The organism is Bradyrhizobium liaoningense (genome assembly GCF_018130825.1).
GTDB lineage: Bacteria > Pseudomonadota > Alphaproteobacteria > Rhizobiales > Xanthobacteraceae > Bradyrhizobium > Bradyrhizobium liaoningense_B.
Window position 1 is genome coordinate 340,135 of the sequence record NZ_JAFCJS010000005.1, and the last position, 15,451, is coordinate 355,585.

The following is a 15,451-nucleotide window of genomic DNA, read 5'->3' on the forward strand; positions in this document are numbered from 1 at the left end:
GGCCGCGCGGCCTACTGCTGCGCGCTCGGCAGCAATTGCGGCAGAAACCCGCGCGTCACGTTGGGCGGCACGGCATCGAGGCCGAGCACGGTGCTCGCGGCGGGCAGTGCCGCATCCGCCATTGCGGCGTGGCCTTCGGCGCTCGGATGCACGGCGCCGCCGTAGACGGCGGAGAGCACGCCCCAGGTGGCGTCGTGGATGTCGGTCGGCTGGCTCGCGGCCGGCAGGCCCTGCGGATAGGTCATCGCGGCGAAATAGCTGTCATTGGCGTCGCGGATCCAGCGCGCGCGCGGCAGGTAGGCGCGATACTCCGAGGCGCCGCGGCCGCACAGCATCGGCTGGCTCGCCGCGCTGACGATGTCGGGGTTGAAGCTCTGGCCGTTCTCGGCAAAGCAGCTGCGGTCGAATTCGGGATCGTTGCCGGAATGGGCGCAGAAGCCGTGGTCGGCGAACGCGGCCTGATGGGCGTCGACGAAGGTCATGCGGTCGGATTCGGGATCGCGGCACAGCGCACCGCGGGTGCAGGTGGCGAGCCCCTTCAGCTGCGGCAGGAACTCGGTGTCGACGAAGGTCGAGACGCGCGCGAGGCGCTGCGGATCTGCGTTGAAGGAGGGATGGATGTCGAAGCCGGCGCGGCCGCCGCGGCAGGGCACGCCGCCGTCGGCGAGCGCGGGATTGGCGTAGGACACATAGACCACATGTGAGAGGTCGCCGCCGACCAGCGGCTTCAAGGCCTCGCGCAGCTTGACGAAATTCTGCGGCAGCTCGCGCGCCAGCGCGTCGCGGGAATCGTCGACGCTCGCCATCACGCCGGAGCGGCGGAACAGCGCGCGCTCGGTCGCGGTCTCGACGATGACGTCGGCGACGAGGCCGGAGAAATAAACGTCGTTGGCGCCGACCGACAGCAGCACGAGATCGAGCGTGCGGTCCGGCTGGCGTTTCTTGGCCGCGGTGAGCGCCTCGCGCAGCTCGGCGACCTGCGCGTTCACGCTGGTGTTGCAGACGCCGGTCTTGCCGGGTGGACATTCGCGGGCGCGCTGCGAGCCCAAGAGACCGTCGCCGATGCTGGCGCCGGTGCAGGCGAGCGGCAGATAGGTCACGGCGACGTGGGTGTAGCGCACAGCGAGCGCCAGCGCGGTGCGGGCCTGATAGCTGTAGAGCGAGCGGTGGCAGGGTGCATTGAACCACAGCGCGCTGTAGTGCTGCCAGTTGGCGAGGGTGTCCGGCGCCTCGCAGGCGCGGCCGCCCTTGTAGCCGGCGCGGCTCGGCCGGTAATACTGCGCACCGGCGGTGCCGAGATAGGAGCGGAAGCAGAAGCCTTCGTCCGACAGCGCCAGCGGCCGGTCCGGATTGCCTTCGCCGGAGGCGATGCTGTCGCCGAGTCCGGCGACGAAGATGTCTCGCACCTGGATCTCGGTCTGGACCCGCTGGGTCGGGTCGGAGCCGGCGGAGACGTCGACGGTCGCAACCGTCTGCTTACCGTAGCGGACGCGCAAATTGACCGGCTCGGCGCAGTCGAAAGTCGAGGTCTGCGGTCCGTCGCCATCGTCGAACGACCAGGCGCAGGTGGCCCCGACCGGCACTGCGCCGACGAGGCGCACGGTTACCGGGTGGTCGATCGGGGTGAGGTAATTCTCTTTGACGTTGTCGCGGGTGCAGGGCTGGTTGACCCGGCCCTGCAGGTCGATGCAGAGCCGGTTGACCATGTTGCGGGCCCAGCCTCGCCCCTCGCTCTGGAGCTCCAGTGACTGCTCGGCGGCCAGAATGCTGCGGTTACGCGCGTTCTCGACATGGAGCAGGAAGTCGCGCTCCTCGCGGAACAGGCGGAAGCGGTTGCGCACCTCCCAGGAGATCTGCATGGCGCCGGCATCCTGCGCCGCCGCGCGCGGAAGCGGCAAAGCGGTCAGAATTCCGGCAAGCAGCAGGAGGCTTGCGGAGAGGGTGCGAAGGGATACAGGGATCATGGCCCGCGTTTTCAACGGCAAAGTTGAGGCGGAAATAAGAGAGGATTGCATCCCTGCCGGCAACCCCTCCGGCCCCAGATCGCAGCCTACCGTTTATTCGCCTGTCGCAGCAGCCGTTCGCGCTCCATCGGCGTCACCTGCTTGGGCAGATTGGCCTGGGCGCAGGCTTCCGCCAGCCGCCGCCGCTCCTGCCAGGGCTCGACCACGTTCATCCAGAGCTCGCGCGCGCCCATGATGGAGATAGCGAGCCCGAACGGGATCACGAAATAGAGCAGGCGGAACACCAGCAGCGTTGCCAGAAGCTGCTCACGGCCGAATTCGGGCAGCGCCACCAGCATGGCGGCGTCGAACACGCCGATCGAGCCGGGCGCGTGGCTGGCGAAGCCGAGCAGGGTCGCCAGGATGAACACCACGGCGAGCGAGAGGAAATCGATCGGCGGATTGGCCGGCATCAAGAGGTACATCGCCGTGGCGCAGAAGCCGAGATCGACCACGCCGATCAGGATCTGCACCAGCGTCAACGGCGCCGAGGGCAGCACCACCTTCCAGCCCTTCTGGCCGAGCTCGCGCCGCTTCTCGCCCATGCAGAGCCAGACCAGATAAGCGCCGATCGAGGCGAGGCCGCCCAGCGCGATCAACCGGTTGAGCGACGAGGGGAGCTGATCCATCGAGGACGCGGCATCCGGATGGATGGCCATGCCGATCGAGAGCACGAAGATGTTACCGAGCCAGAAGGTCAGGCCCGACAGGAAACAGATTTTCGCGACGTCGATCGCGTTCAGCCCGTAGTCCGAATAGATCCGGAAGCGGATCGCACCGCCGGTAAACACCGTGGCGCCGATGTTGTGGCCGATCGAATAGGACGTGAAGCTGGAGAGCGCTGCGATGCGATAGGGAACATGCTTCTTGCCGATCGTTCGCAGTGCAAAAAAGTCATAGAACGTCAGCGTACAGAACGCGAAGAAGACGCAGATCGCCGCCAGCCCGATGCTGCCGCGGGGAATCTCGGTTAACGCGGTCAGGATGACGCCGGTATCGATGCCCTTGAGGGTCCGCACCAGCGTTGTGATCGCGAAGGCGATGATGAAGACGCTCGCGGCAATTCCGAGCCGTCGCCAGCCAATCCATCTCTTGAAGCCGCGTTTCAGCGCGGGCAGCAGTCCGTGCATTCATCCTCCCGGCGGGGGGCAAGACCGACCCGGCCGGGCATTGGCCAGTCGGGCGCGATCGTTGCCGAAGGCAAGTGTCGATCGCTAGATATGATCCAGCTCATTTAAGGCAAAAACGGTGACTTGTGCAGCCCTTGACAAGGATAGGTTCTGCGCCAGACCAGCTACTTTTGTCATATGCGGTTCACATCGGACCGCGCGTTAAGCATATGAGTCGGCAGATCGGCCCGGATCGTACGTTCACATACCGGCACGATTTCATATCGAGCTACCGCCTGCATTGTTCCAGCTCAAGCGATGCGGGCTTTTATGGAACGTCGATGCCGGGCGCTCGTTAGCGGCCCATCAGCAACCGAACATGGCGGAATAACGGGCTTTTCGTGCAAGCCGCCGCCTCCGTGTTCCCGAAACGCAAGAGGATTGGAACGATGGGACTGTTCACAAAGGACATCAAGACCATGAACGACCTGTTCGTGCACCAGCTCCAGGACATCTACTACGCCGAGCAGCAGCTCACCAAGGCGCTGCCGAAATTGGCCAGCAAGGCCACCGATCCGCAACTGAAACAGGGCTTTTTGACGCACCTCGAAGAAACCAAGCAACATGTCAAGCGGCTCGAGGAAGTGTTCAAGATGCACGGTGTCGCCGTGAAGGCAGTCGACTGCCCGGCGATCGACGGCATCATCGAGGAGGCTGATGAGACCGCCGGCGAAGTCGCCGACAAGGCGGTGCTCGACGCCGCGCTGATCAACGCGGCGCAGGCTGCAGAGCATTACGAGATCGTGCGTTACGGCAGCCTGATCGCCTGGGCCAAGCAGCTCGGCCGCAACGATTGTGCCACCGTGCTGGCCAAGACGCTGGAGGAAGAGAAGGCGACCGACAAGAAGCTGACGGCGCTTGCCGAGAGCAAGGTGAATCTGCGCGCGGCAAGTTAGGGCGAGGTCGCTTGCGGAGTGCGTCGCGGTGATCCGCGGCGCTGCCGCCACATAGACTCTGTCATCGCCCCCTTGTGCGCACTTGCGCGCTCGGGCGGGCAATCCAGTATTCCAGAGACAGCAGTGATTACGCAGAAGCCGCGGCGTACTGGATGCCCCGCCTTCGCGGGGCATGACAATGAATGTCAGGCAAGGGCGTTCGCCACACATCGATCCTTCGTCCATTGTCGAAACATGACAGCGGATCGGCGGCGTATGTTTCGCATGGGGCTGCAACCGAGGTGGCAGCATGCGCGTGAGCACCATCAAATATGAAGCCTTCGGCGACGAAGCCGGCGCACGGCGTGCCGGCTCGCGTCTTGCGACTTCGCTGACGCTTGCCGCAATGAGCCTCGGCTATGGCGTGGTGCAGCTCGACGTCACCATCGTCAACACCGCGCTCGATGCGATGGGCAAGACGCTCGGCGGCGGTGTCACCGAGCTGCAATGGGTGGTCAGCGCCTACACCATCGCCTTTGCCGCGTTCATCCTGACGGCCGGCGCGCTCGGCGACCGGATCGGCGCCAAGCGCGTCTTCATGGCCGGATTCGCCATCTTCACGGCGGCCTCGCTCGCCTGCGCGCTGTCGCCCAATGCGATCGTGCTGATCGCGGCGCGACTGGTCCAGGGGCTGGCGGCGGCGATCCTGGTGCCGAATTCCCTGGCGCTGCTCAATCATGCCTATACGGACGATCGCGTGCGCGGCCGGGCCGTTGCAATCTGGGCTGCCGGCGCCAGCCTTGCGCTCACCGCGGGTCCCTTCGTCGGCGGCGCGCTGATCACGCTGGTCGGCTGGCGCGCGATCTTCCTCGTCAACCTCCCGATCGGCCTCATGGGCCTTTGGCTGACCTGGCGCCACGCAACCGAGACCACGCAAGCGCGCTCGCGCGAGATCGATCTGCCCGGCCAGCTCGCAGCGATCGGCGCGCTGGGGGCGCTCGCCGGCGCGATCATCGAGGGCGGCGCGCTTGGCTGGGATCATCCGGCCGTGCTCGCGGCCTTCGCTTCGGCCCTGGTCCTGGGCGTGCTGTTCGTCTGGCGGGAAAGCCGCGCGGCGCAGCCGATGCTGCCGCTGGCGCTGTTCGGTCACCGGCTGTTTACCCTGACCGCGCTGGTCGGACTGCTCGTCAACATCGCGATCTACGGACTGATCTTCGTGCTCAGCCTGTACTTCCAGCGGATCAACGGGCTGTCGGCGTGGTGGACTGGGCTCGCCTTCGTGCCGATGATGGCGGCGGTGCTTCCGGTCAATCTGCTGGCGCCGGTTCTCGCCGAGCGTATCGGCGCGTGCCCGACCATCGTGGTCGGCGCCTGCATCTCGGCGCTGGGCTGTCTCGGCCTGCTCTGGATCGCACCTGACACGCGCTATTGGATGATCTGCGCGCAGATGATCGCGATCAGCGGCGGACTCGGGCTGCTGGTGCCGCCGCTGACCTCGACCCTGCTGGGCAGCGTCGAGAAGGCGCGCTCGGGCATCGCGGCGGGCGTCCTGAACGCGACGCGGCAGACCGGCAGCGTGCTCGGCGTTGCGCTGTTCGGCTCGCTGGTGGCTTCGGAGGGGGGCTTCATGGCCGGGCTGCACGCGTCGCTGGCCGTATCGGCCTGCGTCCTGCTGCTCGCTGCCGCCGCGATCGGGATCGGCGCGCCCTCGCGAGGATGAACAATCCGAGCGAATGAACACATCTCCCGTTCACCATCCGCGGAACCAGCACATAGCCGGTTACCGATCGTCCACCTCTGTCGGTTGAAGTACGGGTCCATAGGGGCCGGCAATGTATCAAGTTCTTTACTGTCTCACCGACGAGCATGATTGGCGACTGGTCGCGCTGGGCGGAGCGGTGTGCCTGCTCGCGAGCGCCGCAGCGATCAGCCTGTTTCACCGGGCGCGCGCGACGCGGGGCCCGGGACGCCTCGCCTGGATCACCCTGGATGCTGCCGTCAGCGGATGCGGCGTCTGGGCGACGCATTTCATCGCGATGCTCGCCTATGGGCCGGGCGGCGCCGGCGCCTACAACATCCCGGTCACGATCCTTTCGCTGATCCTTGCGATCTCCGTAACCTTCGTGGGTCTGAGCATCGCGGTATCGTCCTCGCGCGCGGCTTGGGTCGTCGTCGGCGGCGCCATCGTCGGCGGCGGTGTCGCGGCGATGCATTATACCGGCATGGCGGCGCTGGAGATGCCGGCCCGCGTGGACTGGGTCGGAAGCACTGTTGCCGTTTCGGTGTTGCTCGGAATTGTCTTTGCTGCACTCGCGCTGTTCGTCGCCGCGCGACGCGACGATCTCTCCCATGCGCTGAGCGCGACCGCCTTGCTGACGCTCGCCATCGTTGCACATCATTTCACCGCGATGGGCGCCGTGCTGCTGACGCCGGACCCGACGCTGGCGATCAGCGGGCTCGCGGTTCCGCCTGCCTCGATGTCCTTCCTCACCGCCACCGCCGCGGTTGCGATCATCGCGATTGCGCTCGCTTCCGCGCTGCTCGACCGCCGCGCCAAGGGCGAACTGGGACGCCAGCAGCTGGTGCTGGACTCCGCGCTCGAGAACATGTCGCAGGGGCTGTGCATGTTCGATGCGGACGGCAAGATCATCCTGTTCAACGAGCGATATGCGTCGATGCTCCGCCGTACCGACATCGCGCTCACCGGCCGTCTGCTGGTCGACGTGCTCAGGGAAGAGCAGGCCAAGGGCCAGTGGCTGGGCGATGCCGATGAATTCTTCGCGCGGCTCGTCGCCGATGCGCGCGAGGGCCGCACCACGACCGACGTCGTCAACCGGTTCGGCCGCTCCATCCGCGTCGTCAACCAGCCGATGCAGGGCGGCGGCTGGGTCGCGACCTTCGAGGACATCACCGAATGGCTGGAGGCCCAGGCCAAGATCACGCACATGGCACGCCATGACGCGCTGACCGGCCTGCCGAACCGCGTGCTGTTCCACGAGGAGCTCGAGCAGGGACTGCACCGGGCGAAATCGGACGATCAGCTCGCGGTGCTCTGTCTCGATCTCGATCATTTCAAGGACATCAACGACTCGCTCGGCCATCCCATCGGCGATGCGCTGCTCAAGGAGGTCGGTCGCAGGCTGAAGGCCACGGTCGGCGAGCACGACACGGTGGCTCGGCTTGGCGGCGACGAATTCGCGGTGGTCCAGATCGGACGGTCGGAGGAAGCCGCTGCGCGGTCGCTTGCCGGCCGCCTCGTCGAGGTGATCTCGGCGCCTTACGAGATCGACGACCATCAGATCGTCATCGGTGTTTCGATCGGCATCTCGTTGTCGCCGCAGGACGGCGACAATCCGGACGAGCTGCTCAAGAACGCCGATCTCGCGCTGTACCGCGCCAAGGCGGACGGCCGCGGCACCTATCGCTTCTTCGAGACCGGCATGGATGCGCGCGCGCAGGCGCGGCGCCTGCTGGAAATGGATCTGCGCGCAGCGCTGCAGCGCGACGAGTTCCAGCCGTACTATCAGCCGATCCGCGACGTCGCCAGCGGCCGGGTCGTCGCCTTCGAGGCGCTGTTGCGCTGGAATCATCCGCAGCGCGGCCTGATCGCTCCCATCAGCTTCATTCCGCTCGCCGAGGAAACCGGACTCATCGTCCAGCTCGGCGAATTCGTGCTGCGCTCCGCCTGCACCGACGCGGCCACCTGGCCCGACGATATCGACGTTGCCGTCAACCTGTCGCCGGTGCAGTTCAAGAGCCCGAACCTGATCGCATCCGTGACCGCGGCGCTGGCCGCCTCGGGACTTGAGGCGCACCGCCTCGAGCTCGAGATCACCGAGTCCGTGCTGCTGCAGAACAGCGAGGCGACGCTGACCACGCTGCACGAGCTGCGCGCCATGGGCGTGCGGATCTCGCTCGACGATTTCGGCACCGGCTATTCGTCGCTGAGCTATCTGCGCAGCTTCCCGTTCGACAAGATCAAGATCGACCGCTCCTTCGTGTCGGAGCTGGCGACGCGCGAGGATTCCATGGCGATCATCCGCGCCGTGACCGGCCTTGGCCGCAGTCTCGGGATCGTCACCACGGCGGAAGGCGTCGAGAACGATGCGCAGCTCGAACTGCTCCGGCGCGAGGGTTGCACGCAGGCGCAGGGTTATCTGTTCAGCAAGCCGCGGCCTGCCTCGGAAGTGGCGATGATGCTGGACCGGCCGCGGCTGCGCGCCTCGGCCTGAAGGATCAGCCGCGGCGCAACGCGAAATGCGCGCCGCAGAACGCCATCACGGCGCCGAGGCACAATGCGGCAAGGCCAGCCAGCACGCCCGAGACGGTCGGGATCGGGCTCGGCGCCGAGGCGACCTGGCCGGCACCCGCAAGCAGGAGCACGCCGACCGCGATCAGGAACTGCCGCATCCGCTGCGGGATCTGGCCGGAGACGGCGCTCTGCATCAGGCTCGCTGTGAAATAGCCGCCGGAGAATCCGACCGTTGCGATCAGCCACCAGGCGATCGCCGCGCCGGCCGGAATGAACTCATGCGTGTCGGAGCGCCAGAGACCGCCGAGGTCGAGACCGTAGCGCGCGCCCAGCATGTGCACCGCGAGCGCGAGCAGCACGCCGGAGATCATTGCGGCGCCGAGAATCAGGCGACGCGGAAAAAAGGTCGTCTCAGCCATGCCTCGCTTGTAGGATGGGCGAGGGCGATCGCGCAAGCACATCGCGGACGGGATTGAATTCGAGATGCAGGTTTCGGGAGCCGAGGCGGCCACGAGCTACGCCTACAAGGCGTCACTGATCGGCTCGGCGCATCGTTTCGAGCTGACGGAGGAGGGATTGTCCTGGCACATCGCGGGACGTTCGGGCCTGTGGCGCTATGACGAGATCTCGGCGATCCGGCTGTCGTTCCGTCCGGTGTCGATGCAGCAGCATCGCTTTCGCGCCGATGTCCGCCACGCCAAGGGCGGCCGCATCGCCATCCTGTCGACGAGCTGGCAGACCGCGGCCCTGATGGCGCCGCAGGACAACGGTTTTCGCGATTTTCTGATCGAGCTCCACGCGCGGATGGCGAAAGCGGGCAGCCGCGCGGAATTGACCGCAGGTCTCGGCCGCAAGACCTATGCGGCCGTGCTGGCATTCCTGGCGGTGCTCGCCGTGGCGATGACGGGGCTCCTGATCCGCGCCCTCATGATCGGCGAATTCGCCGGTGTGCTGTTCATCCTCGGCTTCGCCGCGCTGTTCGCCTGGCAGGTCGGCGGCTTCGTGCGGCGCAACCAGCCGCAGCGCTACAGTTTCGATCGCGTGCCGAAGGCCCTGCTGCCTTAGTCCCCACGGTGCGCTACTCTGTCGAGTCGAAATCCTCTTCCTTGGTGCCGAGCAGCGAGACGATCGTGCGCAGGCCGGAATCGAGTTGCTCCGGGGTGGGCGGGGCGAGCGCGAGCCGCACCGCGTTCGGTGCATGGCCATGCGCAATCGCGAAGGTCGAGGACGGCGTCAGCGCGATGCCGCGCCTCGCTGCGGCCGCGACGAAGGTCTGCGAGCGCCAGTGCGGCGGCAACGTCAACCACAGATGATATGCGCGTGTGTCGGCCGCGATCTGGTAGCCGGCGAGCAGCCTTGCCGCGGTCTGCTGGCGGCGTGCGGCGTCGATGCGCTTCAGCCGCGTCAGCTCGGCGACGGTGCCGTCGGCCATCAGCCGCTGGCCGGACGCGAGCGCGTGGCCGGAAGCGATCCAGCCGCCGGTGCGGACCGCGCTCATCACGCTCTCGCGCAAGTGAGGCGGGGTGACGAGGATGCCGAGTGCAAGGCCCGGCGCGACCTTCTTGGACAGGCTGTCGATCACGATGCAGCGGTCCGGCCCGAGTGCGGCCAGCGGCGTGTCGTCGGCGAGGAAGCCGTAGACGGCGTCCTCGATGATGGTGAGATCGAGCTTCTCGGCGACGCGCATGATGTCGGCGCGCCGCGTCGCGTTCATGGTGACGCCGAGCGGGTTCTGAATGATCGGCTGGAGGTACAGCGCCGACAGATGCGCCTCGCGATGCGCTTTCTGAATCGCATCGGGACGCGCGCCGAATTCGTCCATCGGAATCGGCACCAGCGTGATGCCGAGCCGCGCGGCGATGCTCTTGACGTAAGGGTAGGTCAGCGCCTCGACGCCGCAGCGCCCGCCGGTGGGGACGAGCGCGGCGAGCGCGGCCGCGAGCGACTGCTTGCCGTTGGCGGTGAAGACGATCTGCTCGGCCTGCGGCATGAAATCCTTGCGCGCGAGATAGGCCGCGGCCGCATTGCGCGCGCTCTTGGTGCCGGTGCTGGTCGAGACCCGCAGCGCCGATTCGAGCGCGTCGACGCGCTCGAGACCCGCGAGGCTCTTGGCGATCATGGCCCATTGTTGCGGCAATAACGGATAATTGACCTCGAAATCGATCCGAGCGTCGCGCGGCTCACTCAGCGCCTCGACCTCGCGCCTGATGTCGCCGGAGATGAAGGTGCCGCGGCCGACCTCGCCGACCACGAGGCCGCGGCGGAGCAACTCCGTATAAACCCGGCTCGCGGTCGAGACCGCAATGCCACGATCATAGGCAAAATTGCGCTGCGGCGGCAGCCGGTCGCCGGGCCTTAACGTGCCGTTAGAGATATCCGCGGCAATGGCATCGGCAAGCTTCACGTACTCGAACTTGGACATTATTGCACCGAGAGCAATGTTTTACTTGCTCCGAGAAGTGTACTGGAGCATTTAAGTTTCATCAAGTTCCGCGATTGAGCCGAGGAGAGCGAGAGCAATCCGACGGCAAATGAGGTGCAGGCGCTGAGTGCGTCCGTGCCAACGGCACCTGCTTCGCCGCGCGGGACGATACGCCGGAGAAGAAACATGACCACGATCTCGCAAACTGCCGGGCGGAGTTTACGCCCATCCTCCTCGAGCGGATTTTTTGGCACGCTCGTCACCGCCGCCTATGCGCTGTTCGACCGCCTGGAGCGCCGCTCCGCCGTCAAGACCCTGAACGAGCTCGACGACCGCGCCCTGCGCGACATCGGCATCAATCGCAGCCAGATCGAGGACGCCGTCTACGGGCAGTTCAAGGCCGAGCTGTCGCGGTATCTGTAAAACGCCACTCTCGTGTCCCGGACGCGACGCAGCGCGCGAGCGCTGCGGCGCAGAGCCGGGACCCAGCGGGCCCGCACTCGCTGCAGCATGGGCCCCGGCTCTGCAGCGCGCCGCTGAAGTAGCGCTGCGCTACGTCCGGGGCACGAAACCTAGTTTTCGCGCACACTTGCCTCAACGTCGTCATTGCGAGCGCAGCGAAGCAATCCAGAATCTCTCCGCGGAGGCAGTATCCATCCCGTCATCCTGAGGCACGAGTAGCGCGGTGCGGAGCATCGTGCTGAGAGCCTCGAAGGATGAACGGCCGAGATGCCGCCGGGCCGTCGCCCTTCGAGGCTCTCCACGCGACGCGTTGCGTCGCATGGTTCGCGCTCAGGGTGACGGTCTTGGATAGTTCTCGTAGGATGGCTAGAGCGAAGCGAAACCCAGCACACTTTTGAATACACGGAAGCATGATAGGTTTTGCAAGAGCTCAATCCATCGGATTTGCAGGCACACCTTTGCAGCCTCGCGGCTTGTTTCGCCCGAGCTAGGATTGCGCGGACAGGTATTTGAGGTTTAGACGATGGTCGACAGCTTCGACTCTCTGCCTTGGCACGATGCCGCGTTGCTGGAACTGACGATTGATCGGCGGGACCCTGGGGCTCGTGACGAGATTCGCGTTCAAGTCATTTGGCCTGACGGCGGCCGCGCAACCGTGTTTTTCGCGATTGCTATGCCATGACGGCCGACATGAATTTCGGCATTATCGCCGACGAGCGAGTTCTCAGCGCTTCGTTGATCGAAGACGATCCGGGCTTAACATCGATTCGAGACCGGTGGAGGCCGCTCGGCGTAACGCTAGACATGCTACGCTGCTATCGGCTGGAGATGTCTTCGACATCCAGCGTCCTGCGAATCTACGCCGAAAAATTTGAAGTCGCATAGCTTCGTAGCCCGGATGGAGCGCAGCGTAATCCGGGATTCCATCCACACGGACAGAGCGGCCCCGGATTGCGCTGCGCTCCATCCGGGCTACGAGCCCGGTGCTCCCCTCAATGCCTGACCACCAGCACGGAGCACTTGGCATAGCGCACGACGTGCCCGGCATTGGAGCCGAGGAAGTAGGTGCGCATCGCAGGCCTGTGCGAGGTCATCACGATCAAATCGGCCTTCATGTGCACGGCTTCTTCCAGGATCTCGTGGTAGATGCCGCCCTGGCGCACCACGCTGGAGATGCGAGCAGGCTCGATGCCGGATTCGCGCGCGACGATGGCGAGGGCTTCCTCGGAGGTCTGGCGCTGCTGTTCGTCGAAATCGGCCGGGACGTATTCGGCGAGCATCACCGGCGTCATCGGCAGTACGTTGAGCAGGCGCACAGTGCCGCTCCAGGTCTGCGACAGCGTTGCCGCGGTCGCGATCGCCGGCTTGGCGAGATCGGTGTCGGCGAGGTCGATGGGCACGAGGATGGACTTGAACATCTGCGCCTCCAGTCTTCCGGTCAGGAAGTCTTGTGACCAAGCTGGATCAACCGGTCGAGACGGCGCCCGCGCGTCTCTAGCCCGATCGAAGCAGCTTGGGGCTGACGAACAGCACCAGCTTGCCGTGGCGGTAGGCCACGTCCCCCCAATCCTTGACGTCAAAGTCGAAGATCGCAAGCCCCGCCGTGGGCAGGTTGTGGGCGAGCGCCTTGGCGCCGGTCTGATCGCCGCCGCCGATCAGCATCAGGGCGATCTCGTGCATGCCGGGATTGTGCCCGACCAGCAGCAACCGCTTCGGATCGGCGGGAATCGTTGCAGTGCGAATGGATTCCAGGAGCTGCGCGGGATCGGCGCCGTAGAGTTCTGGCAGGACCTCGACCTGCGGCGCCGGGACGCGGTCCTTCATCGTATGCCAGGCGATGTCCCAGGTCTGCCGGGCGCGGACGGCATGCGACACCAGCACGGCATTGGGGAAGGGCGGGTGGCTGGCGATCCAGTCGCCCATCTGGGCGGCATCCTTGTGGCCGCGGTCGTCGAGGCGGCGATCCTGGTCACGGCCGCTTGGCGCGTCAGTCTCTGTCTTGGCGTGACGCAGCAGCATCAAACGGCGCATTGGCATTCTCGAATCGTTCCACGTCCTGGATAATCTACAGGCGCCGGTTGAGGACAAGGTGACAGGCGCCCGGTTGGTATTTTAAGAAAACGACATGAGCGAGACTTTCACAAGCGTGTCCCAGGAAGAAGCCGGCTTTCGCGAGCGCGCACGGCTGTCGTTCGAACTTGACGCCGACATCTGCGTGATCGGGGCCGGGCTTGCGGGGCTCTCCATCGCGCTGGAGGCGGCCCGGCTCGGGGCCAGCGTCGCGGTGCTCGAGGGCCGCCATGTTGGCTGGAATGCCTCCGGCAACCAGCTCGGTACCGTGATGCCGGGTTTTGCGCTGCCGCTCACCGAGCTGATCGAGCGCATCGGTTTCGAGGACGCGCGCGAATTGTGGGCGCTGTCGAAGGAGGGGGCCGAATTCGTCCGCGCCAACGCCACCGAGGAGAACATGCCGGGAATCGCCCCCAGCGACGGCGTGCTGGAGGTCTCCAACGTCGATGCCGGCGACCGGCTGATCAGCCGGTTGCAGATGCTGAACGAGGATTTTGACACCGAGGTCGAGGGCTGGCAGGTCGATCGCGTCCGCGAGGTGCTGAAGACCGATCGTTACTTCCACGGCGTGTATTATCCCCGGGCGTTCCAGGTCGACGGCCGCAAATACGTGCACGGCCTTGCGGCGCTGGCGCGGCGGGCAGGCGCCCGCATCTTCGAGGACACGCCGGTCGTCAGCATCGATCATTCCGGCATCCGCAAGCGCATCGTCACGCCCTCGGCGCGGCTGCGGGCCACCCACATCGTGCTCGCCGGCAACATCCATCTCGGCGCGCCCTTACGGCGCCTGTCGGAGACGCTGCTGCCGGTCTGGCGTTATGCCGGCATCACTGCGCCGCTCGGCGAGCGCGTGCATGAGATCATCGCCTTCAAGGGATCGGTGATGGATTCCGACGGCGTCGATCATTTCCGCATCGTCGATGGCGACCGCCTGCTGTGGGAAAGCCCGGAGACCACCTGGGCCGCGCGGCCGCAGCGCTTTGCAGGCAGCGTCAGGCGGCGGATCCGGTCGATCTTCCCCGAACTCGGCAATGCCGAGATCGCCGAGACATTCGGCGGCGCTACCGGCCACACCGTGCACGGCATGCCGCAGATCGGCCAGCTGCGCAAAGGCCTGTGGGTGGCGAGCGGGTTCGGCCGCCAGGGCATGAACACATCGGCCATGGCCGGACAGTTGATCGCGCGCAGCATCCTGTGGGGCGATGACCGCTGGAAACTGTTCTCGCCATTCGAGCTGGTCTGGGCCGGCGGGGCGACCGGCCGCGTTGCCGGCCAATTGGTCGGCATCTGGGGCAGGGCGAGTTCGGCCGCAGCGGGCTCGCTCGCCCGCTACCGCGAGCGTGCCAGGGCCAAGGACAGAGAGCGAGAGGCCCGTCTGGCCGAGGCCAACCGCGCCGCCGGCACCGGTCCGCGCCGTCTGCCGCCGGGTCTGCGGCCGCAGCCGGCGCTTGCGCCGGAACATGCGGCCCAAGGCGTGAAACAGGCTGCGGAACCGGCTGTCCAGGACCAGAGCGTCTCGCAATAAGTTGAGAAATCCTCCGCCCGGAAGTGTAACGTCGGCCGTTAGAGCCCGTATCTCAGGGCGTGGACGTCCCGCGCACGGAGAATGAGATGTTTGACCGCCGCATCCTGCTAACGACTGTCGCCGGCCTGTTCGGTCTTTCGGCCTTCCGCTGGCTGAGAGGATCACCTGCCGAGGCTGGCGAGAAGGCCGCGGAAAAGTTCGAGATCACGAAGACGGAGGCCGAATGGCGTGCCCAGCTCACGCCGCAGCAATATGAGATTCTGCGCAACCACGGCACCGAGCGGCCGGGCTCCAGCCCGCTGTTGAAGGAGCATCGCAAGGGCATCTTCGCCTGCGCCGGCTGCGACCTGCCGCTGTTCTCGTCCGAGACCAAGTTCGAGAGCGGCACGGGTTGGCCGAGCTTCTACCAGCCGATCGAGGGCAATGTCGGCAAGACCGAGGACCGCACCTACGGCATGGTGCGCACCGAGGTGCACTGCCGGCGCTGCGGCGGCCATCTCGGCCACGTCTTCGATGACGGTCCGAAGCCGACCGGACTGCGCTACTGCATCGACGGTTTCGGGCTGGTTTTCCACCCGGCGGCGGCGTCGGCGACGTAGGCTCTCGCTGGAGTCATTCCGGAGCGGTGCGTGAGCATCGAATCCGGAATCTCGAGGTTCTCAGGTGTGCAATC

At 66.0% G+C, this 15,451-nt stretch carries 13 protein-coding genes; 7 read left to right on the forward strand and 6 right to left on the reverse strand.

The features are described 5' to 3' along the window. Positions 1 to 11: 11 nt before the first annotated feature. Together JQ603_RS23390 and JQ603_RS23395 are read right to left on the reverse strand one after the other, a co-directional pair. Positions 12 to 1,964 carry a hypothetical protein gene (locus tag JQ603_RS23390; protein ID WP_212342921.1) on the reverse strand — a complete coding sequence of 651 codons (1,953 nt, stop codon included), beginning with the start codon at positions 1,962 to 1,964 and terminating at the stop codon, positions 12 to 14. Between the two features lie 86 nt (positions 1,965 to 2,050). Further along, positions 2,051 to 3,133: a lysylphosphatidylglycerol synthase transmembrane domain-containing protein gene (locus JQ603_RS23395; RefSeq protein ID WP_212342922.1), complete on the reverse strand. Its 1,083-nt coding sequence runs from the start codon at positions 3,131 to 3,133 to the stop codon at positions 2,051 to 2,053. 428 nt (positions 3,134 to 3,561) lie between these two features. Here JQ603_RS23395 and JQ603_RS23400 point away from each other — a divergent pair, with 428 nt between their 5' ends. The 3 genes from JQ603_RS23400 (at position 3,562) to JQ603_RS23410 (ending at position 8,279) form a co-directional block, all read left to right on the forward strand. Next, positions 3,562 to 4,068, forward strand: a complete 507-nt coding sequence (locus JQ603_RS23400) for a ferritin-like domain-containing protein (RefSeq protein ID WP_212342923.1) — start codon at positions 3,562 to 3,564, stop codon at positions 4,066 to 4,068. A gap of 289 nt (positions 4,069 to 4,357) precedes the next feature. Further along, the gene (locus tag JQ603_RS23405) at positions 4,358 to 5,767 is read left to right on the forward strand and encodes an MFS transporter (protein WP_212342924.1); all 1,410 of its coding nucleotides are present in this window, start codon (positions 4,358 to 4,360) and stop codon (positions 5,765 to 5,767) included. 112 nt (positions 5,768 to 5,879) lie between these two features. Further along, a complete protein-coding gene (locus JQ603_RS23410; RefSeq protein WP_212342926.1) occupies positions 5,880 to 8,279 on the forward strand; it encodes a bifunctional diguanylate cyclase/phosphodiesterase in 2,400 nt (799 codons plus the stop codon). Between the two features lie 4 nt (positions 8,280 to 8,283). Here JQ603_RS23410 and JQ603_RS23415 read toward each other — a convergent pair whose 3' ends face one another. After that, positions 8,284 to 8,718: a hypothetical protein gene (locus tag JQ603_RS23415; RefSeq protein ID WP_018642849.1), complete on the reverse strand. Its 435-nt coding sequence runs from the start codon at positions 8,716 to 8,718 to the stop codon at positions 8,284 to 8,286. A 64-nt stretch (positions 8,719 to 8,782) separates the two neighbouring features. On the opposite strand from JQ603_RS23415, the gene JQ603_RS23420 reads away from it, so the two are divergent. Continuing rightward, positions 8,783 to 9,364, forward strand: a complete 582-nt coding sequence (locus JQ603_RS23420; protein WP_212342931.1) for a hypothetical protein — start codon at positions 8,783 to 8,785, stop codon at positions 9,362 to 9,364. A gap of 13 nt (positions 9,365 to 9,377) precedes the next feature. Here the strand turns inward: JQ603_RS23420 and JQ603_RS23425 are convergent, their stop codons facing one another. Then, positions 9,378 to 10,721 (reverse strand): PLP-dependent aminotransferase family protein, encoded by a 1,344-nt coding sequence (locus tag JQ603_RS23425; protein ID WP_212342933.1) that lies wholly within the window; start codon positions 10,719 to 10,721, stop codon positions 9,378 to 9,380. A gap of 186 nt (positions 10,722 to 10,907) precedes the next feature. On the opposite strand from JQ603_RS23425, the gene JQ603_RS23430 reads away from it, so the two are divergent. After that, positions 10,908 to 11,144 (forward strand): DUF1127 domain-containing protein, encoded by a 237-nt coding sequence (locus JQ603_RS23430; RefSeq protein ID WP_212342935.1) that lies wholly within the window; start codon positions 10,908 to 10,910, stop codon positions 11,142 to 11,144. A gap of 1,031 nt (positions 11,145 to 12,175) precedes the next feature. Here JQ603_RS23430 and JQ603_RS23435 read toward each other — a convergent pair. After that, complete coding sequence (locus JQ603_RS23435) at positions 12,176 to 12,601, reverse strand: universal stress protein (protein WP_018642845.1); 426 nt, start codon at positions 12,599 to 12,601, stop codon at positions 12,176 to 12,178. A 76-nt stretch (positions 12,602 to 12,677) separates the two neighbouring features. After that, on the reverse strand, positions 12,678 to 13,214 hold the full coding sequence (locus JQ603_RS23440; RefSeq protein ID WP_212342937.1) for a SixA phosphatase family protein: 537 nt from the start codon (positions 13,212 to 13,214) through the stop codon (positions 12,678 to 12,680). Positions 13,215 to 13,308: 94 nt separating this feature from the next. On the opposite strand from JQ603_RS23440, the gene JQ603_RS23445 reads away from it, so the two are divergent. Together JQ603_RS23445 and msrB are read left to right on the forward strand one after the other, a co-directional pair. After that, positions 13,309 to 14,778, forward strand: coding sequence for an NAD(P)/FAD-dependent oxidoreductase (locus JQ603_RS23445; RefSeq protein ID WP_212342938.1), 1,470 nt, complete (start codon positions 13,309 to 13,311; stop codon positions 14,776 to 14,778). A gap of 86 nt (positions 14,779 to 14,864) precedes the next feature. Continuing rightward, the gene (gene msrB / locus JQ603_RS23450) at positions 14,865 to 15,377 is read left to right on the forward strand and encodes a peptide-methionine (R)-S-oxide reductase MsrB (RefSeq protein WP_212342940.1); all 513 of its coding nucleotides are present in this window, start codon (positions 14,865 to 14,867) and stop codon (positions 15,375 to 15,377) included. Positions 15,378 to 15,451: the final 74 nt, after the last annotated feature.